The sequence below is a fragment of the Streptomyces beihaiensis genome (genome assembly GCF_026274175.1).
Classification (GTDB): domain Bacteria; phylum Actinomycetota; class Actinomycetes; order Streptomycetales; family Streptomycetaceae; genus Streptomyces; species Streptomyces beihaiensis.
In genome coordinates this window covers 1-17103 of record NZ_JAPHNL010000179.1, presented here as the reverse complement: position 1 = coordinate 17103, position 17103 = coordinate 1, and the positions used below count along the sequence as shown (strand labels likewise).

Annotated in this window: 18 protein-coding genes and 1 pseudogene; 12 read left to right on the top strand and 7 right to left on the bottom strand. The window is 71.1% G+C overall.

What is annotated here, in order from left to right:
- Positions 1-9: 9 nt before the first annotated feature.
- The 4 genes from OFY01_RS16240 to OFY01_RS16225 all read left to right on the top strand — a co-directional run bounded on the left by OFY01_RS16240 (position 10) and on the right by OFY01_RS16225 (position 3733).
- Positions 10-1464 carry a menaquinone biosynthesis decarboxylase gene (locus OFY01_RS16240; protein ID WP_266600510.1) on the top strand — a complete coding sequence of 485 codons (1455 nt, stop codon included), beginning with the start codon at positions 10-12 and terminating at the stop codon, positions 1462-1464.
- Positions 1461-2366: a menaquinone biosynthesis prenyltransferase MqnP gene (gene mqnP / locus OFY01_RS16235; protein ID WP_266600508.1), complete on the top strand. Its 906-nt coding sequence runs from the start codon at positions 1461-1463 to the stop codon at positions 2364-2366. Before OFY01_RS16240 ends, mqnP begins: the two co-directional genes overlap by 4 nt.
- Positions 2367-2391: 25 nt before the next feature.
- Entirely contained in the window at positions 2392-2901 is a 510-nt protein-coding gene (locus OFY01_RS16230) for a hypothetical protein (RefSeq protein ID WP_266600506.1), read from the top strand.
- A 148-nt stretch (positions 2902-3049) separates the two neighbouring features.
- Positions 3050-3733, top strand: coding sequence for a UbiX family flavin prenyltransferase (locus tag OFY01_RS16225; RefSeq protein ID WP_266600504.1), 684 nt, complete (start codon positions 3050-3052; stop codon positions 3731-3733).
- Here OFY01_RS16225 and OFY01_RS16220 read toward each other — a convergent pair.
- A complete protein-coding gene (locus tag OFY01_RS16220; RefSeq protein ID WP_266600502.1) occupies positions 3730-3861 on the bottom strand; it encodes a hypothetical protein in 132 nt (43 codons plus the stop codon). The two genes, OFY01_RS16225 and OFY01_RS16220, sit on opposite strands and share 4 nt — an antisense overlap.
- Before the next feature lie 139 nt (positions 3862-4000).
- On the opposite strand from OFY01_RS16220, the gene OFY01_RS16215 reads away from it, so the two are divergent.
- Positions 4001-4456, top strand: coding sequence for an Lrp/AsnC family transcriptional regulator (locus tag OFY01_RS16215; RefSeq protein ID WP_266600500.1), 456 nt, complete (start codon positions 4001-4003; stop codon positions 4454-4456).
- A gap of 58 nt (positions 4457-4514) precedes the next feature.
- Entirely contained in the window at positions 4515-5678 is a 1164-nt protein-coding gene (gene mqnE / locus OFY01_RS16210; protein WP_266600498.1) for an aminofutalosine synthase MqnE, read from the top strand.
- Between the two features lie 4 nt (positions 5679-5682).
- Here mqnE and OFY01_RS16205 read toward each other — a convergent pair whose 3' ends face one another.
- A complete protein-coding gene (locus OFY01_RS16205; protein ID WP_266600496.1) occupies positions 5683-6243 on the bottom strand; it encodes a GNAT family N-acetyltransferase in 561 nt (186 codons plus the stop codon).
- A 152-nt stretch (positions 6244-6395) separates the two neighbouring features.
- Here OFY01_RS16205 and OFY01_RS16200 point away from each other — a divergent pair, with 152 nt between their 5' ends.
- The 3 genes from OFY01_RS16200 to OFY01_RS16190 all read left to right on the top strand — a co-directional run bounded on the left by OFY01_RS16200 (position 6396) and on the right by OFY01_RS16190 (position 9212).
- A complete protein-coding gene (locus OFY01_RS16200; RefSeq protein ID WP_266600494.1) occupies positions 6396-6692 on the top strand; it encodes a DUF4229 domain-containing protein in 297 nt (98 codons plus the stop codon).
- A gap of 380 nt (positions 6693-7072) precedes the next feature.
- Positions 7073-8392: a dicarboxylate/amino acid:cation symporter gene (locus OFY01_RS16195; RefSeq protein ID WP_266600492.1), complete on the top strand. Its 1320-nt coding sequence runs from the start codon at positions 7073-7075 to the stop codon at positions 8390-8392.
- Positions 8393-8597: 205 nt separating this feature from the next.
- Positions 8598-9212, top strand: a complete 615-nt coding sequence (locus OFY01_RS16190; protein ID WP_266600588.1) for a TetR/AcrR family transcriptional regulator — start codon at positions 8598-8600, stop codon at positions 9210-9212.
- Here the strand turns inward: OFY01_RS16190 and OFY01_RS16185 are convergent.
- The 4 genes and pseudogenes from OFY01_RS16185 to OFY01_RS16170 all read right to left on the bottom strand — a co-directional run bounded on the left by OFY01_RS16185 (position 9209) and on the right by OFY01_RS16170 (position 11678).
- Positions 9209-10072, bottom strand: coding sequence for a MaoC/PaaZ C-terminal domain-containing protein (locus OFY01_RS16185; protein ID WP_266600490.1), 864 nt, complete (start codon positions 10070-10072; stop codon positions 9209-9211). The two genes, OFY01_RS16190 and OFY01_RS16185, sit on opposite strands and share 4 nt — an antisense overlap.
- Positions 10073-10138: 66 nt before the next feature.
- Positions 10139-10414: pseudogene (locus tag OFY01_RS16180) on the bottom strand (SDR family oxidoreductase); the annotation flags it as partial.
- Positions 10345-10644 (bottom strand): hypothetical protein, encoded by a 300-nt coding sequence (locus OFY01_RS16175; RefSeq protein WP_266600488.1) that lies wholly within the window; start codon positions 10642-10644, stop codon positions 10345-10347. The pseudogene OFY01_RS16180 and the gene OFY01_RS16175, both read right to left, overlap by 70 nt.
- A gap of 107 nt (positions 10645-10751) precedes the next feature.
- Positions 10752-11678, bottom strand: coding sequence for a helix-turn-helix transcriptional regulator (locus OFY01_RS16170; RefSeq protein ID WP_266600486.1), 927 nt, complete (start codon positions 11676-11678; stop codon positions 10752-10754).
- Positions 11679-11899: 221 nt separating this feature from the next.
- On the opposite strand from OFY01_RS16170, the gene OFY01_RS16165 reads away from it, so the two are divergent.
- Positions 11900-13363 carry an MFS transporter gene (locus OFY01_RS16165; RefSeq protein ID WP_266600484.1) on the top strand — a complete coding sequence of 488 codons (1464 nt, stop codon included), beginning with the start codon at positions 11900-11902 and terminating at the stop codon, positions 13361-13363.
- Between the two features lie 175 nt (positions 13364-13538).
- Here the strand turns inward: OFY01_RS16165 and OFY01_RS16160 are convergent, their stop codons facing one another.
- Positions 13539-13742, bottom strand: coding sequence for a cold-shock protein (locus tag OFY01_RS16160; RefSeq protein ID WP_266600482.1), 204 nt, complete (start codon positions 13740-13742; stop codon positions 13539-13541).
- A gap of 291 nt (positions 13743-14033) precedes the next feature.
- On the opposite strand from OFY01_RS16160, the gene OFY01_RS16155 reads away from it, so the two are divergent.
- On the top strand, positions 14034-14906 hold the full coding sequence (locus OFY01_RS16155; protein ID WP_266600480.1) for a menaquinone biosynthetic enzyme MqnA/MqnD family protein: 873 nt from the start codon (positions 14034-14036) through the stop codon (positions 14904-14906).
- Between the two features lie 216 nt (positions 14907-15122).
- Positions 15123-16907: a serine/threonine-protein kinase gene (locus OFY01_RS16150; protein WP_266600478.1), complete on the top strand. Its 1785-nt coding sequence runs from the start codon at positions 15123-15125 to the stop codon at positions 16905-16907.
- Positions 16908-17103 lie beyond the last annotated feature (196 nt).

The window sequence follows — 17103 nt, the reverse complement described above, 5'->3', positions numbered from 1 at the left end:
CTGGACGGCATGGCTTACGACGATCTTCGCTCGCTGCTGAGGGCGCTGGAGCGCGAGGGCGACCTCAAGCGCATCAAGGCCGAGGTCGACCCGCACTTGGAGGTCGGTGAGATCGTCGACCGGGTCAACAAGGCCGGCGGCCCCGCCCTTCTCTTCGAGAACGTGAAGGGCTCGTCGATGCCCCTCGCGATGAACGTGTACGGCACCGACCGCCGCCTCCTCAAGGCGCTCGGCCTGACGTCGTACGACGAGATCAGCGAGAAGATCGGCGGCCTGCTCAAGCCGGAGCTGCCGCACGGGTTCGTGGGCGTGCGCGAGGCGTTCGGCAAGCTCGGTGCCATGGCGCACGTCCCGCCGCGCAAGGTGAAGGACGCGCCGGTCCACGAGGTCGTCCTGCGTGGCGACGAGGTCGACCTCGACCGGCTCCCGGCGCTGTTCACCTGGCCGGAGGACGGCGGCTCCTTCTTCAACCTCGGCCTCACCCACACCAAGGACCCGGACACCGGCGTCCGCAACCTGGGTCTGTACCGCCTCCAGCGCCACGACAAGCGCACCATCGGCATGCACTGGCAGATCCACAAGGACAGCCGCAACCACTACCAGGTGGCCGCACGGCGCGGCGAGAGGCTGCCGGTCGCCATCGCCTTCGGCTGCCCGCCCGCCGTCACGTACGCCTCGACCGCCCCGCTCCCCGGCGACATGGACGAGTACATGCTCGCCGGGTTCCTCCAGGGCAAGCGCGTCGAGATGGTCGACTGCAAGACGGTGCCGCTCCAGGTCCCGGCCAACGCCGAAGTGGTCCTGGAGGGCTGGCTGGAGCCGGGCGAGATGCTCCCGGAGGGCCCTTTCGGCGACCACACCGGTTTCTACACCCCGCAGGAGCCGTTCCCGGCCCTGACCATCGACTGCGTCACGATGCGCGGGCGCCCGCTGCTCCAGTCGATCGTCGTCGGCCGCCCCCCGACCGAGGACGGCCCGCTGGGACGGGCCACGGAGCGGTTCTTCCTTCCCCTCCTCAAGGTGATCGTCCCGGACATCGTCGACTACCACCTGCCCGAGTCGGGCGGCTTCCACAACTGCGCGATCGTCTCGATCGACAAGAAGTACCCCAAGCACGCCCAGAAGGTCATGCACGCCGTCTGGGGCGCGCACATGATGTCGCTGACCAAACTCATCGTGGTCGTCGATTCCGATTGCGATGTCCACGATCTTCATGAAGTCTCATGGCGCGCGCTGGGGAACACGGACTACGCCCGTGACCTGACCGTCGTCGAGGGGCCCGTCGACCACCTCGACCACGCCTCCTACCAGCAGTTCTGGGGTGGCAAGGCAGGCATCGACGCCACGCGGAAGTGGCCCGAGGAGGGCTACACGCGGGACGGTGGCTGGCCGCACATGGTCGTCTCCGACCCCCGTACGGCGGACCTGGTGGACCGCCGCTGGAAGGAGTACGGACTGTCGTGACCAGCGCATCGGCGGCACTGCCGCAGCAGCCGGGCCGGACGAAGGCGTTCCTGCGCCTGGTGATGATCGAGCACTCGGTCTTCGCGCTGCCCTTCGCGTACATCGCCTCGCTCACGGCCATGTACGAGTGGGACAAGAACATCCACTGGGGGCGCCTGCTCCTGGTGACGATCTGCATGGTGGGCCTGCGGACGTTCGCGATGGCGGCGAACCGGATCATCGACCGCGAGATCGACGCCCGTAACCCGAGGACCGCCCACCGTGAGCTCGTCACGGGCGCGGTGTCGGTCAAGTCGGCGTGGACCGGCGCGCTGGTCGCCCTGGTGATCTTCCTCGGCGCGGCGGCCCTCCTGAACCCGCTCTGCCTGGCCCTGGCGCCGATCGCCGTGATCCCGATGGTGGTCTACCCGTACGGGAAACGCTTCACGAACTTCCCGCAGGCCATCCTCGGTCTGGCCCAGGCGATGGGCCCGGTCGGCGCGTGGATCGCCATCAGCGGGTCCTGGGACTGGGACGCGGTGATCCTGGGCCTGGCGGTCGGCGTGTGGATCGGTGGCTTCGACCTGATCTACGCGTGCCAGGACGTGGAGACCGACCGGGAGATCGGCGTGAAGTCCGTCCCGGCCCGCTTCGGCATCCCGGCCGCGATCCGGGGCGCCCGCGCCTGCCACGCGCTGACGACGGCCCTGTTCGTCTGGTACGCGCTGTCGACGGGTGCCGGAACGTTCTTCTGGGTGGGCCTGGTCGTCGTGGCGGGCGCCTTCCTGTACGAGCACACGATCGTCAAGCCGCACGACCTGTCCCGGCTGAACCGGGCGTTCTTCCAGGTCAACGGGTTCATCGGCATCGCGCTGTTCGTGTGCGCGCTGCTCGACCTGCTGGTGCGGGGGCTTACCGTCTGACGGGCGGCCCGCCTACGTTGGCGCCATGGGACTCTTCGACAGGCTCACCGGAACCCGACGCCCGCCCGAGGGCGTCGCGGCGCGCCCCGCCGCCGACGTGCGGGCGGCGCTGCTCGCCCTGAACGGCCCCGACGTCCCGTACGCCGTCCGTGACGGCCGCGCGGAGGGGGCCGACCTGATCGCCGAGTGGCGCGTCCTCGAACCGGCCTGGCAGACGTACTTCGCCCGCAGCCAGGTCAGCCGCACCTTCCAGGTCCGGATGCGCCTGGCTCCGGACCAGCACGAGGTCAGGGCCGTGGACCAGGAGTTCGACGTGACCTGGTCGGCGGGGGCGCCCACGCTGTCCGTGGTGGCGCGGGCACAGCGCGGCCAGGTCCGCACGGTGTCGGTGCGCCGCACCGTCGGCGGTGACGGCACGGGGGCCGGTGGCACGGACAGCTTCCGCTTCGACTCGGACGACCTGAAGCGCCCGCTCCAGGAGACGGTCCTCGGCTCCGGCTGGACGTGGCGGGGCGTGATCCTGGGCAAGCTCTGACCTGATCATGGCAGGGACGTCCGGTATCGGCCTCGGGGCCGCGCCGCTCCTGGCGGCTGCCGGCGAACGCGGCGCGCTCGCGCGGCCGCACGGTCATGCACGGCCCCTGCTCAAGTGGCCGTGTGCGGGCGCCGGATAGGCTCGTGGTGTGGAGCACGCCAAGACGAACAGCCGCAGGCCCTGGGTGGTCGGGGTGTCCGGAGCATCGGGTACGCCGTACGCCGCGTCCGTGCTGCGTGCGCTGATCGCGGCGGGCGAGGCCGTGGACCTGGTGGTCTCGCGGGCGTCGCGGCTCACGCTGCTCGACGAGACGGGTATCGCCTTTCGCGACGCGCACTGGCGAGGCGACCTCGCCCAGTGGCTGGCGCGCGGGGCCGACGGGAAGCCGGACACGTTCGCGGACGTGGAGCTGAGCGGGGTGCGGTACTGGCCCGCGGGTGATCTCGCGGCGGGGCCGTCATCGGGCTCGTACCCGGTCAAGGGCATGATCGTCGTGCCCGCCTCGACGGCCTGCGTGGCCGGTGTGGCGCTGGGCCTGTCGAAGGACCTGCTGCAGCGCGCGGCGAGCGTGACGCTCAAGGAGCGGCGCAGGCTCGTGGTGGCGGTGCGGGAGACGCCGCTGAGCGGGCAGACCCTCAAGCACCTGGTGACGCTGGACGAGGCGGGCGCGGTCGTGCTGCCCGCCTCTCCGGCGTTCTACGCGGGGGCGACGCACATCCAGGATCTGGTGGACTTCGTCGCCGGGCGGGTGCTCGATGCGGCGGGGGTGCCGCACGAGCTGTACCGCCGCTGGGCGGGAGACCTGGGAGGAGGCTCCCGCGACGAGGACTAGCGCTTCTTGGCGCGGGCGGCCTTCTTGGCCGCGCGGTGCGCGGAAGCGGCGGACTGGTGGACACGTGCTCGATTGGCCTGGTCCTGCATCTCGCGCATGCGGGCGTAGGCCATCTCGATCGTGAACACGGCGGCAACACTCCTGTGAGACGTGGATCTTCGCTGATCCGGCGACTGAACTTTAGATTTTGCAGGGCGTAAGCCCTGGACGCCTTAGATTCTACACGTAAACTCGCGTCAACGCTGAATAATGAAAGGCTTTGGACCTATGGACGCCGTGGACAGGCAGCTCATTCAGGCCCTGCGCGAGAACGGCCGCGCCTCGTACGCCGAGTTGGGCCGCCTCGTTGGCCTCTCCGGCCCCAGCGTCACCGACCGCATCAACCGCCTCGAAGCGGCCGGTGTCATCACCGGCTACCGCGCCACGGTCGACTCCGCCTCGCTCGGCCTGGGCGTCACCGCGCTCATCGGCATCTCCCTGTCCGACGCCGCCGACCACGAGGACGTCGCCGAGCGCCTGAAGGACCTTCAGGAGATCGAGGACTGCTGGTTCATCGCGGGCGACGACTCGTTCATGCTCAAGGTGCGCGCCGGTGACGTCGACGTCCTGGAGAAGACGATCCGCCGCCTGAGCGGCACCAAGGGCGTCTCCCGCACGCGGACGACGATCGTGCTCTCCACGAAGTGGGAGAACCGCGTCGGCGAACTCCCCGAAGAGAGCTGAGACGGGCTGGCGTACGGTGGGGTGGTCGGTGAGCGAGGAGAGGTACGGGCGGTAGAAGATGGACTCAGGTCTCAAGCGTGAGCTGGAGCAGAAGGTGCAAGGCGGCGTCCGCCTGACCCGCGAGGACGGCATCGCGCTCTACGAGTCGGACGACCTGGCCTGGCTGGGCGGCCTCGCCCACGAGGTGCGCACGCGCAAGAACGGTGACGTCGTCCACTTCAACGTCAACCGGCACCTCAACATGACCAACGTGTGCACGGCTTCGTGCGCGTACTGCTCCTTCCAGCGCAAGCCGGGCGAGAAGGACGCGTACACGATGCGCATCGAGGAGGCCGTCAAGCTCGCCAAGGCGATGGAGTCGGAGAACCTCACCGAGCTGCACATCGTCAACGGCCTCCACCCCAACCTGCCGTGGCGCTACTACCCGCGCTCGCTCAAGGCCCTCAAGGAGGCCCTGCCGAACGTCGGCCTCAAGGCGTTCACGGCCACCGAGATCCACCACTTCGAGAAGATCTCCGGCCTGAGCGCCTCCGAGATCCTCGACGAGCTCATCGAAGCGGGGCTGGAGTCGCTGACCGGCGGCGGCGCCGAGATCTTCGACTGGGAGATCCGGCAGCACATCGTCGACCACGACACCCACTGGGAGGACTGGTCGCGCATCCACCGCCTCGCGCACGAGAAGGGGCTCAAGACCCCGGCGACGATGCTGTACGGGCACATCGAGGAGCCCCGCCACCGCGTCGACCACGTGCTGCGCCTGCGCGAGCTCCAGGACGAGACCAACGGCTTCCAGGTCTTCATCCCGCTGCGCTACCAGCACGACTTCGTCGACATGAAGGACGGCAAGGTCCGTAACCGCCTCCAGGCGCGCACGACCATGGCGACCGGCGCGGAGGCGCTCAAGACGTTCGCGGTCTCCCGGCTGCTGTTCGACAACGTGCCGCACGTGAAGTGCTTCTGGGTGATGCACGGGCTGCAGACCACGCAGCTCGCGCTCCAGCACGGGGCGGACGACATGGACGGGTCGGTCGTCGAGTACAAGATCACGCACGACGCGGACGACTTCGGCACGCCGAACAAGCTGACCCGCGAGGACCTGCTCGACCTCATCCGCGACGCCGGCTTCCGCCCCGTCGAGCGGAACACGCGCTACGAGATCATCCGCGAGTACGAGGGCGCCGACCCCGGCCGCCGGGACGCGCCCCAGCCCATGCGGATCTGAGGCATCAACGCCCCGGAGCGGTCAGCGGCAGCATCAGGTGGACGTCGTCACGGTCGTCGCCCGGCGCCACCCGGATCGCCCCGGGAACCCGCCCGACCTCCTGGTAGCCGCACGCCTTGTAGAACCGGTCCGCCCCCGTACCGCCCCGGCACGTGAGGCGGACCGCCTCGATGCCGTCGAAGGAGCGGGCCGCGTCGGCGACCGCCGCCATGAGCGCCCGGCCGTAGCCCCGGCCCTGGTGCTTGGGGTGCACCATCACCGTGTACACCCACAGGTGGTGGCGCATCAGGCGATGCTGGCTGTACGTGAGGAACGCCGTAGCCGTGACGGTCCCGGCCGCGCCGGCGCCGGCGTCCGCGTCGGCGTCCCGGCCCACCAGGAGCCGGGTGCGGCCCTCCGCGACGGCGGTCAGGTGCCGCAGGAACTCCGGGCGTATCTCCTCCGGGGTCGTCGGAGGCACGAACCCGACGGCGCCGCCCGCGTTGGTCACGTCCGCCCACAGCGCGAGGACGTCGTCGCGCAGCGCGGGGTCGATCGGCGGGTCCAGCTGGAAGGTCATGGGCATACGTCGAGGGTAGGGGGGTGCGGGCACGGCCCCGCGACCCCCGTTGTCCCGGCCCGCCCCGCGCCGTGCTTCACTGGTGGGACGCTCGCCTTGTATAGGGACATTTGCCGTCCCGGTACCGGGGTCTTTTCGAAACGGAAGACTGGATTGACATGCTCCGCTACACGCTGATGCGCCTCGGGATCTTCGCTGGCTGCTTCCTCGTCGTCTGGGGTCTGGTCTACTCGGGCATCGTGCCTCGCGGCGTCGGCGGCTCCAACTACCTCTGGGTCGCCCTGCTCGCGCTCGTGATCTCCGCCCCGATCAGCTACGTCGTGCTGCGCAAGGAGCGCGACCGCGCCTCCCGGAAGATCGTCGCCCGCGTCGACCGCGCGAAGGCGAACATGGAGGCCAACCGCACGATGGAGGACGCGGCGGACGACGCCGCCCGCGCGCAGGGCGCCTCCTGAGCATCCCGTAAGTTTCGTCACAGCCCCGGTACCGGACAGGTGCCGGGGCTTCCTGTGTTTTCAAGGCATTCGCCCCTCTCGGGCCCGGGGAATCGTGCGCGCAACCCCAAGAACCCCTTTGATGTTCTCAAAGACTTGGTGTTACGGTTCCCGGCATGAAGACATCAGCCGCGCCCTCCAACGCCATGAGCGTCCCGCTCGTGTCGCGCCGGCATGTCGATCTCTGCCGCTGTGTCTGCGCGGCCTGTCGTCGCGTCTGACCGCGACCGACTCTCGTAGCCCGAAGCGCCGCGGCGGCCTGCCGTCGACTCCTGCACGGTCGCCGCTCCACCCCACCCACCCCTGCCTTGTCCCCGCGCGTCACCCACTGGAGTGCCTCCGTGTCCGCGAACACCGCCGAAACCGGCCCGAAGTCCGGTTCTCGCACCTTCAAGATCCCGTTCTGGGCGCAGATCCTTGGCGGTCTCGTCCTGGGCGCGCTGCTCGGCTGGCTCGCCCGCAGCCAGGACATCTCGTGGCTGGCCGGCACCCTCGACAAGATCGGCAGCCTCTTCGTCCAGCTCCTGAAGCTGGCCGTGGCGCCGCTCGTCTTCTTCGCCATCCTCGTCTCGATCACCAACCTGAGGAAGGTCAACAACGCGGCGCGCCTCGCCTCACGCACCCTCCTCTGGTTCATGATCACGTCGCTGATCGCGGTGAGCATCGGCCTGGTCATCGGCCTGCTCACCCACCCCGGCGCGGGCACCGGCCTCACGCCGAAGGACGGTGCGAAGCCGCAGACCCAGGGCTCCTGGATCGACTTCCTCACCGGAATCGTCCCGACCGACGTCGTCACGCCGTTCACCGAACTGAACGTCCTTCAGATCGTCTTCATGGCCGCCGTCGCGGGCATCGCGATCCTGCAGATCGGCGAGAAGGCCAAGCCGGTCCTCACGCTCTCGGAGTCCGTGCTCGAACTCCTCCAGAAGGCCCTGTGGTGGGTCATCAAGCTCGCGCCCATCGGCACCGTCGGCCTGATCGGCAACGCCATCGCCAGCTACGGATGGAACCTGATCAGCAAGTACGCGACATTCACCGCCGACATCTACATCGGCTGCGCCCTGATCCTCTTCGGCGTCTACCCGACGCTCCTCGCGACCGTCGCCAAGCTCAACCCGCTGCGGTTCTACAAGGGCGCCTGGCCCGCGATCCAGCTGGCGTTCGTCTCCCGCTCCTCGGTCGGCACCATGCCGCTGACCCAGAAGGTCACCGAACGCCTCGGCGTCCCGAAGGAGTACGCCTCCTTCTCCGTGCCGTTCGGTTCGACGACGAAGATGGACGGCTGCGCCTCGATCTACCCGGCGATCGCCTCGATCTTCGTCGCGCAGATCTTCGACATCCACCTGAACCTGACGGACTACCTGCTGATCGTCTTCGTCTCGGTCATCGGCTCGGCCGCCACGGCCGGTCTCACCGGCGCCACGGTCATGCTGACGCTGACCCTGTCCACGCTCGGTCTGCCCATGGAGGGCGTCGGCCTGCTGCTCGCGATCGACCCGATCCTCGACATGATGCGGACGGCGACGAACGTGGCGGGCCAGTCGCTGGTCCCGGTGATCGTCTCGGCCCGCGAGAGGATCCTCGACCGTACCGCCTACGACAACGCGACCGCCTCCCCGGTGGACGAGCCCCAGGCGGTGACGGTCCAGGCCGCCGCCTGACGTCCCCGGGCTCGTACACCGACGTGCCCCACGCCCGAAACGGGAGTGGGGCACGTCCCGCGTCTGTGCCTTGCGTCTTGCGTCTGATCGCTCTCGGAGAAGTCGACGACCTCCGCGCCGCATAAGCTGACCCCGTACGTGGCGTGTGGGAAGGGCGGCCGGGGTGGGCGGCGACGAGAAGGGCGGGGTGGTGCGGCACAAGCGCATGCCCCGGGCCGAGCGGGAGCGGCAGATGATGGACGCCGCTCTGCGGGTCTTCGGGAGCCGTGGCTACCGGGCCGCCTCCATGGACGAGATAGCCGAGCTCGCCGGGGTCTCCAAGCCGCTCGTCTACCTGTACCTGAACTCCAAGGAAGACCTGTTCACCGCCTGCATCCGGCGCGAGGCCGCCGCCTTGATCGGTGCCGTGCGCGGCGGCGTGGACAGCGCGCGTCCGGTCGACCGCCGGCTCTGGGACGGCCTGACCGCCTTCTTCACGCACACCGCCGAACACCCCGACGGCTGGGCCGTGTTGCACAACCACGCACGCTCGGGCGGTGAGCCGTTCGTCGCCGAGGTCACCGCGATGCGCGAGGAGATCGTGGCGTTCGTGACCTCGCTGGTCGCCGTCGCGGCCCGCGAGGCGCACGGCACCCCCGACCTCGCCGAACGCGAGGTCGCCGGACTGGCCCAGGCTCTGGTCGGCGCGGCCGAGTCGCTCGCCGGGTGGGCCAACGGCGACGCCGGCGTCTCCGCGTGCGAAGCTGCCGCGACGCTGATGAACTTCGCCTGGTCGGGCCTCGGCGACCTGATGAACGGGCGGCGCTGGTCTCCGCGTTAGAGGCGGTCCTCGTACGGCCGCACCTCGCCCGACAGGTGGACCCGCTCGCCCGTCCCGTCCCGCAGTTCGAACGCCCCGCCCTTCGCCGCGTACGTCACCCGACCCGGAAGCAGCACCGGCGCCCGGAACCGGGCCCGTACGTGGACGGGCCCGTGCGCACCGTGCTCGGCCAGACACCGGGCCACCGTCCACATGCCGTGCGCGATGGCGCGCGGGAACCCGAAGAGGCGAGCCGTGAGCGGGTGCAGGTGGATGGGGTTGCGGTCCCCCGACGCGGCGGCGTACCGCCGGCCGAGCTCCCCGCCGAGGCGCCATGAGGCGAGCGAGGGGAGGGGCGGGGCGGGTTCGGCGGTTTCGTCGGGGCCCGAGTCGGGCGCGGTCGACGTCCGGTGGCGGGCCAGATACGTACTGGTGGATCGCCACACCGGGGCGCCGGCGGTCCGCAACTCGGTGACGACGACCGCCTCGGTGCCACGGCGGTGCGCGAGCAACTCCCTTATGTGCACCGAGAGTTCGTAGAGGTCGGACGGTGAGGGGCCCCACTCCTGAGTGATGTCGATCGACGTGTGGACGAGCCCGAGCAGCGGCAGCGGGAACGCCCGCTCGGACATCAGCCGCATCGTGAGCGGAAACCCGAGGACGTGCGGATACGTCACCGGCAACTCGGCTCGCCCGGTGGGGAAGGCGCAGGCCCGCTCGTAGGCGGTGAGGTGGGCGACCGAGACCCGGAGCGCGGGGACGGTGAGCCGGGTGCCGGGGAAGGGCGCGTCGGCGTGGGGCCGTTTGAGCGGGGAGAGGAGGGCCCCGCGGACCATCAGGGGAAGCAGGGAGGGGGTGGAGGCAAGGACGAGCGTGTGCATACGGGCTACCTCTGAGGGGGTGTGAGGAACGGCGCGGTCGACCACGACGAGCGGCTCAGGCCACGGTCAGGCCCCGAGCAGGCTCTGCCCGCACACCCGGACCACCTGCCCGTTGACCGCCCCGAAGCCGGTGGCCAGCCATCCCGTGGTCTCGGCCACGTCCACCGGCAGCCCGCCCTGCCCGAGGGAGTTCATCCGCCGCCCGGCCTCCCGGATGAACAGCGGCACCGCGGCCGTCATCCTGGTCTCGATGAAGCCGGGCGCGACGGCGTTCACCGAGACGCCGTACCCGGCGGCCGCGCGCGGCGCGAGGGACCGTACGAGTCCGACGATGCCAGGCCGGGGCCGTCGCCGGGGGGTGTGCCGCCGACGTCGTGGCCGGTGCGGACGAGGAGCGCGGCGAGGTCGTCGCGGTGGGTGGAAGGCCCCGCGGTCAGGTGCAGCAAATGGCCTTCGATGCGCGGGCGTTCAGGGCTGTGGCGGCGCAGTGCGGCGGGCTGCGGCAGGCCGAGGCGGCGGGTGAGGAAGCGGCCGGGGGCCGTGCCGGTGAAGTTCAGATAGGCGTCGGCCATCGGTCAGCTCCCCGCTCGGTCGCAAGTTTACTTCGGAGTAAGGTTACTCAGCAGTCAGGAGTTGTCGAGATGGCCCCCGCGAAATCCGCCACTCCCGGCGACCCGCGTCACTCGTCGTAGGTCGTCCGCGGGTCGCCGGGGCGGCCGGGGGCGCCGGCGTCGAGCTTCAGCACGGCGTCCTCATCCGCGGACCCCGCGGCGGCTTGGTACACCACAAGGCGCTGCCCCCCGGTACGGGCAAGCCGCATCACTTCATACGTGAGGGTCATCTCGCCCACCTTCGGGTGGGCGAAGGTCTTCGTGCCGCCGCCGCGCTCCCGGACCTCGTACCTGTCCCAGATCGCGGCGAACTCGGGTGACTTGAGCATGAGTTCACCGATGAGGGCCGTCATCCGCGGGTCGTCCGGATCCGCGCCGCCCACCGCGCGCAGATGGGCCACCGACTGGGCCACCGTCTCCGTCCACGGCACGTACAACTCGCGGCCGACGGGGTGCAGGAAGAGATAGCGGGTGACGTTGCGCTGCTCGGCCGGCCAGTCCCACAGACCGGGCATCAGGGCGCGGCCCGCCGGGTTCGCGGCCAGCATGTGGTTGAAGCGGCCCACCACGTACGCCGGCATGGGCCGCAGCCCCTCCAGCATCCGCAGCACCGAGTCCCGCACGACGTCGTCCGTCGTGGGCCGGGGCTCGGAGACCCGGCCCGACGCGAGTTCCGCCAGGTCGTGGAGGCGTTCGTGGGCGTCGCCGCGCAGCCGCAGGGCGCGGCCGATGGCGTCGATCACGGCGGGGGACGGGTTGGTCTCACGGCCCCGCTCCAGGCGCGTGTAGTAGTCGACGCTCACGCCCGCGAGCGTGGCCAGCTCCTCGCGGCGCAGGCCGGGGGTGCGGCGCAGTCCGGTGCCCGCGGGCAGGCCCACGTCGGCCGGGGTGACCTGGGCGCGGCGGGCACGCAGGTAGCGGCCCAGCTCGGTGCCGCTCCCGTTGCCGGTGCCGTTATGGGTACTGGTGCCGTTGCTCTCAGCCGTGCGTGCCATACGGGCCATTGTCCCCGGCCGCCGTCGCGCGATGGGGGGCCGTGTCAGGGCCAGGAACGCTGCACCCCGGTGGAGCGCGGCCTGCCACATGCGGGCGTGCGGCGGAAGAGTGGAGGTCGTTGCGGGTGGCTGGAAGGCCGCGGAGCCCAGGGAGTGCGTGTCACAGGGCCGCGGCCCCGGCCTTCCACCCACCCGTTCTCTCGACCCAAGAGGAGCCCCGCGTGTCCACCACAGCACCCGAGACCAAGCGCCCCGTCCCCGGTGCGCCGACCCAGACAGCCACGGCCACCGCCACAGCCCCGTCCGCGACCGGCACGGGCACGGGCAGCGGTACCGGCGCCCTGGCGCTGGTCGCCGCCCTGCTCGGCTTCACCGTCATCACCATCGACGTGTCGGCCGTGAACATCGCCCTGCCCGGCATCCGCGCCTCGCTGCACGGCGGCATGACGGGCCTTCAGTGGGTCGTGGACGCCTACACCCTGATGTTCGCGGGGCTGATGCTGTCCGCCGGTGCGCTGGCCGACCGGGCGGGCGCGCGCCGCGCCTACGTTCTGGGCGTCGGTCTGTTCACGCTCGCCTCGCTCGCCTGCGGCCTGGCCCCCGGCATCGGCGCGCTCGTCGCCGCGCGGGTCGTCCAGGGCGGTGCGGCGGCGATCGTCATGCCCGCATCGCTCGCGCTGATCCGGCAGGCGTACGACGACGCGCGGCACCGGGCGCGGGCCATCGCCCTGTGGACGGTGGGCGGCTCCGTCGCGATGGCGGCGGGCCCGGTCCTGGGCGGCGTACTGACCCAGTCGGTCGGATGGCGGGCCGTGTTCTTCCTCAACCTGCCGGTCGGCGCGGCGATCCTCGCCTTGCTCGTACGGGTGGCGCCGTCGCCGCGCCGGACCGCGCCGCTCGACATCGCGGGGCAGGTCACGGCGGTGCTCGCGCTGGCCGGTCTGGCCTTCGCGGTGATCGAGGGCGGGCACGCCGGGTGGACGTCGACGCCGGTGCTGGTCTCGGCGGCCGTCGCCGTGCTCGCCGCGTCCGCCTTCCACGTCTCCGAGAAGCGTCACCGCGCGCCGATGGTGCCGCTGCCGATGCTGCGCGAGCGCACGGTCGCCGTCTCGCTGGCGGTCGGCTTCGCCATCAACGTGGCCTTCTACGGTCTCGTCTTCCTGCTCGGCCTCTACCTCCAGCAGGCGCGCGGCATGTCGGCGACGGCGGCGGGCCTGGTGTTCGTGCCGCTCGCGGCGATCATCACCGGCACGAACCTGATCTCGCCGCGGATGGCCGAGCGGTTCGGCCGGCGCCCGGTCATCGTCATCGGCCAACTGGTCCTCGCGCTCGCCATGTTCGTGCTGCTGCCGGTGGGTGTCGACACGCCGCTGTGGCTGCTGATCGTGCTGCTGGTGCCGACCGGGTTCGGCGGGGCGTTCGCCGTCCCCGCGGTCACGGCGATGCTGATGGACTCCGTGCCCGGCCCGCGTGCCGGTACGGCGTCCGGCCTGCTCAACGCGGTGCGGCAGACCGGTGGGGCGCTGGCCGTGGCGCTGTTCGGGGCGCTCCTGGCCGGGTCGGGACCGGCTTCGGCCGACGGGTTCTCGGTGGCCGGGATGCGGGTGAGCCTGATCGTGGCGGGGACGCTGCTGTGCGTGACCGCCGTGGTCGCCGCGGTGGCGCTGCCGCGCAAGGGGCGGTAGGCGGGGAGAGGCGCGGTGGACGGAGCAAGGGTCCGTGGGCGGATGGACCGGTGGACGGCGTCAGGAGTGAGCGTACGGAGAAAAAGGCAGGAGCCCCGTCTCGCCCGGCCGGCTGTGAGGCCGACGGGGAGCGGGGCTCCTTGGGTACTGCTCTAGGTTCCGGATCAAGCCACCACTACTGGGGGGTGACGTTCTCCGCCTGCGGGCCCTTCGGACCCTGCGTCACGTCAAAGGTCACGGCCTGGTTCTCCTCGAGGGAGCGGAAGCCGTTCGCGTTGATCGCGGAGTAGTGGACGAAGACGTCGGGACCGCCGCCTTCCTGGGCAATGAAGCCAAAGCCCTTTTCAGCGTTGAACCACTTAACGGTTCCGGTAGCCATAAGCCCTCCTATGGGCCAAAGGGTCGCCCTGCTCCAGAACCTGCAAATGCGCTTGCGAACAACTGCAAAAGTCTGAAAACGACGAGAGCCCGCGGTCACATGCTCCGCAGGCTCTGTACTGCAAGGGAAACCAAACTGCAACTTGCGGCGAGCCTAGCACGCGGGCAGCCGAAAGCAATAGAGGGCAAGATCACGTCACTCGGATGTTTGACCGGGCCTCGATGTGGGTTGACCGGCGGCGCCGAGGGGGCCGGAGCCTGCACCGTACAACACGGGGTCTAGCCTCGCGATGTGGACAATTCTCCCGAGACCTCAGAGGCCGTGCGGCGCACCCGTCCGCGCGTAGGTCACATCCAGTTCCTCAACTGCATGCCCCTGTACTGGGGCCTGGCCAGGACGGGATCGCTCCTCGACTTCGAGCTGACGAAGGACACCCCGGAAAAGCTCAGCGAGCAGCTGGTACGCGGCGATCTGGACATCGCGCCCGTCACCCTCGTCGAGTTCCTCAAGGCCGCCGACCGGCTCGTCGCCTTCCCTGACCTGGCGGTCGGCTGCGACGGTCCCGTCATGTCCTGCGTGATCGTCTCGCAGGTGCCGCTCGACCAGCTCGACGGCCGGCGTGTCGCGCTGGGCTCCACGTCGCGCACCTCTGTCCGCCTCGCCCAGCTGCTGCTCGCCGAGCGGATCGGCGTGTCGCCCGACTACTACACCTGCCCGCCGGACCTGGGCCAGATGATGCAGGACGCCGAGGCGGCCGTCCTCATCGGGGACGCGGCGCTGCGCGCCAACCTGCACGACGCGCCCCGCCTGGGCCTTGAGGTGCACGACCTGGGCGTCATGTGGAAGGAGTGGACGGGGCTGCCGTTCGTCTTCGCCGTGTGGGCCGCCCGCAAGGAATACGTCGCCCGCGAGCCGCGCATCACGAGCAAGGTCCACGAGGCGTTCCTCGCCTCGCGTGACCTGTCCCTGGAGGAGGTCGACAAGGTCGCCGAGCAGGCGGCCCGCTGGGAGGTCTTCGACGAGGCGGTCCTCGCCGAGTACTTCACGACGCTCGACTTCCGCTTCGGCCCCGCCCAGCTGGAAGGCGTCACGGAGTTCGCGCGACGGGTCGGGCCGACGACGGGATTCCCGGCGGATGTGCGGGTGGAGCTTTTCTCCGCCTGACGTTCCCCTCTCCGGCCGCTCGTACTCGCGCCTCTTGTCATCGCCTTGAACGGCAATCGTGTTCCGCTCGACGCGGCCATGAATTCGCGGTGAGCGAGGTGAGCGTACGGCCCGCGTGAGATCGCCCTCGCCGCCTGCCGGACCGCCGCGGCGCGGGGCTACCCTGCTGGGGCGAGCGAGCGCGGTGATGGTGATCCGGGGGAGTGTGGTGCCGACATGCAGCCGCTGCAGGCCGACGAGCCGACGACGGTGGGCCCCTACCGGCTGCTCGGCAGGCTCGGGCACGGCGGCATGGGCCGGGTGTATCTGGGCCGCAGCGCCGGAGGCCGCACCGTCGCCGTGAAGGTGGTGCACCCGCACTTCGCGCTCGACGACCAGTTCCGGGCGCGCTTTCGCCGCGAGGTGGAAGCCGCCCGCCGGGTCGGCGGGGCCTGGACGGCGCCGGTCCTCGACGCGGACCCCGAGGCCCCCGTCCCGTGGGTCGCCACCGGGTACGTAGCGGGTCCCTCGCTCACCCAGGCCGTCGGCGGGGCGGACGGCGGCGAGAGCGTCGACGGCGCCCGGAGGGCGCTGCCCGAGCATTCCGTACGGGCCCTGGGCGCGGGCCTCGCCGAGGCCCTGGAGGCGGTGCACGGGCTGGGACTGGTCCACCGCGACGTGAAGCCGTCCAACGTGCTGCTGACGCTCGACGGCCCCCGCCTCATCGACTTCGGCATCGCCCGCGCCACGGACGGCACGGCGTCCCTCACCTCCACCGGCGTCTCCATCGGCTCGCCCGGCTACATGGCGCCCGAGCAGATCCTCGGCAAGGGCGTCACCGGCGCCGCGGACGTCTTCTCCCTCGGCGCGGTCCTCGTGTACGCGGCGCGCGGCGAGTCCCCGTTCCCGGGCGACTCGTCGGCCGCGCTGCTCTACAAGGTGGTGCACGAGGAGCCCGAACTGGGCGCGCTGACCGGTGAGTTGCGGGACGTCGCCGCGGCCTGCCTGGCCAAGGACCCGGCCGCGCGGCCCGCGCCGCGCGAGGTGGCGCGGCGCCTGGCACCCGACGGGGCGGCGCGGCTCGTCGCGGCGGGCTGGCTGCCCGGACCCCTGGTGGAACAGGTGTCGCGCGGTGCGGTGCGCCTCCTCGACCTGGAGGGCGACGCCCCTGCCGGCACCTCTGCCGACGCCCCTGCCGACGGTGTGCCGCCCTCCGGGCCGGTCGACTTCGACGGTGTCGGCTTCAACGGTGTCGCCTTCAACGACGCGGCGGTGACCGGCCCGGCCCCGGCAGGCGTGTTCGGGCCGCCGGATCCGTCGTACGGGCCCGTCCCCGGCCCGCGTACGGAGACGGCGCGGCCCGCCACGTCCGGCAGGCGGGGCGCGTCCGGCAAGCCGGGCCGTCTCTCGGTCTCCGTATCGGCGACGACGTCCTCGGACGCGGACGCGGACGCGGACGCGGGCTCCGGCTCCGCCGACGGCCGCGGCCGCAAGGTGAGTTGCTCGGTGGCGCTCGCCGTCGCCGGAGCCCTGGCGGCGGTGACGGTCGGCGGGGCGTTCCTGCTCGACCTGCTGCCGGGCGGTGGGCAGGACGGCACCGCGGCCGGCAAGACCCCGCCGCACCCGTCGGTGTCCGTCTCCGCGTCCGGCACCGCCGGGGCGGGCACCGGCGGGCAGGTCCCGCGGTTCTACCTCGGCGCCTGGGACGGCCCCGCGCAGCAGGCGGGCATCTCCTTCGGCACGTTCCGCGTCGAGCTGAGCCAGGCGAGGACCGGTGAGCGGGTCGGCACCGTGACCTCGACCGATCCGCTCGGCATCCAGTGCGTCGACGTACTGACCCTGAAGTCCGCCGACGCCAAGGAACTCGTGGCGGCGGGACGGGCCGACCCGAAGAACGGCGACACCTGCGCCAAGGCCGCGCACATCGTCTATCTGACCCGGAACGGCGCGTCCTTGACGTACACGTCGAAGGACCCGCAGGCGGGCAACCCCACGGCGGACCTGAAACGCGTGCCCAAGTGACAAGCCCATACCGGGTGACAAGCCCATACCGCGTGACAGGTCCCCGCCGGGTGACAGGCCCCCGCCGCGTGACAGCACACCCCCGAGCGACATGCGCATCCTCTTGACCGCCCTCGCCGTCCTCGCCGCCCTCTGGGGCGCCATCGCCGGGCTGCTGCTGCCGCGCGCCGCCCATCGCCTGTCCGTCGAGCCGGGC

Coding starts and splice junctions, on each gene's coding strand:
- OFY01_RS16205 (WP_266600496.1), bottom strand. CDS start 6,243: ATGCCCATGACCTTCCAGCTGGACCCGCCGATCGACCCCGCGCTGCGC.
- OFY01_RS16170 (WP_266600486.1), bottom strand. CDS start 11,678: ATGGCACGCACGGCTGAGAGCAACGGCACCAGTACCCATAACGGCACC.
- OFY01_RS16240 (WP_266600510.1), top strand. CDS start 10: ATGGCTTACGACGATCTTCGCTCGCTGCTGAGGGCGCTGGAGCGCGAG.
- OFY01_RS16215 (WP_266600500.1), top strand. CDS start 4,001: ATGGACGCCGTGGACAGGCAGCTCATTCAGGCCCTGCGCGAGAACGGC.
- OFY01_RS16160 (WP_266600482.1), bottom strand. CDS start 13,742: ATGGCTACCGGAACCGTTAAGTGGTTCAACGCTGAAAAGGGCTTTGGC.
- OFY01_RS16175 (WP_266600488.1), bottom strand. CDS start 10,644: ATGGCCGACGCCTATCTGAACTTCACCGGCACGGCCCCCGGCCGCTTC.
- OFY01_RS16200 (WP_266600494.1), top strand. CDS start 6,396: ATGCTCCGCTACACGCTGATGCGCCTCGGGATCTTCGCTGGCTGCTTC.
- OFY01_RS16230 (WP_266600506.1), top strand. CDS start 2,392: ATGGGACTCTTCGACAGGCTCACCGGAACCCGACGCCCGCCCGAGGGC.
- OFY01_RS16190 (WP_266600588.1), top strand. CDS start 8,598: ATGCCCCGGGCCGAGCGGGAGCGGCAGATGATGGACGCCGCTCTGCGG.
- mqnE (WP_266600498.1), top strand. CDS start 4,515: ATGGACTCAGGTCTCAAGCGTGAGCTGGAGCAGAAGGTGCAAGGCGGC.
- OFY01_RS16185 (WP_266600490.1), bottom strand. CDS start 10,072: ATGCACACGCTCGTCCTTGCCTCCACCCCCTCCCTGCTTCCCCTGATG.
- OFY01_RS16150 (WP_266600478.1), top strand. CDS start 15,123: ATGCAGCCGCTGCAGGCCGACGAGCCGACGACGGTGGGCCCCTACCGG.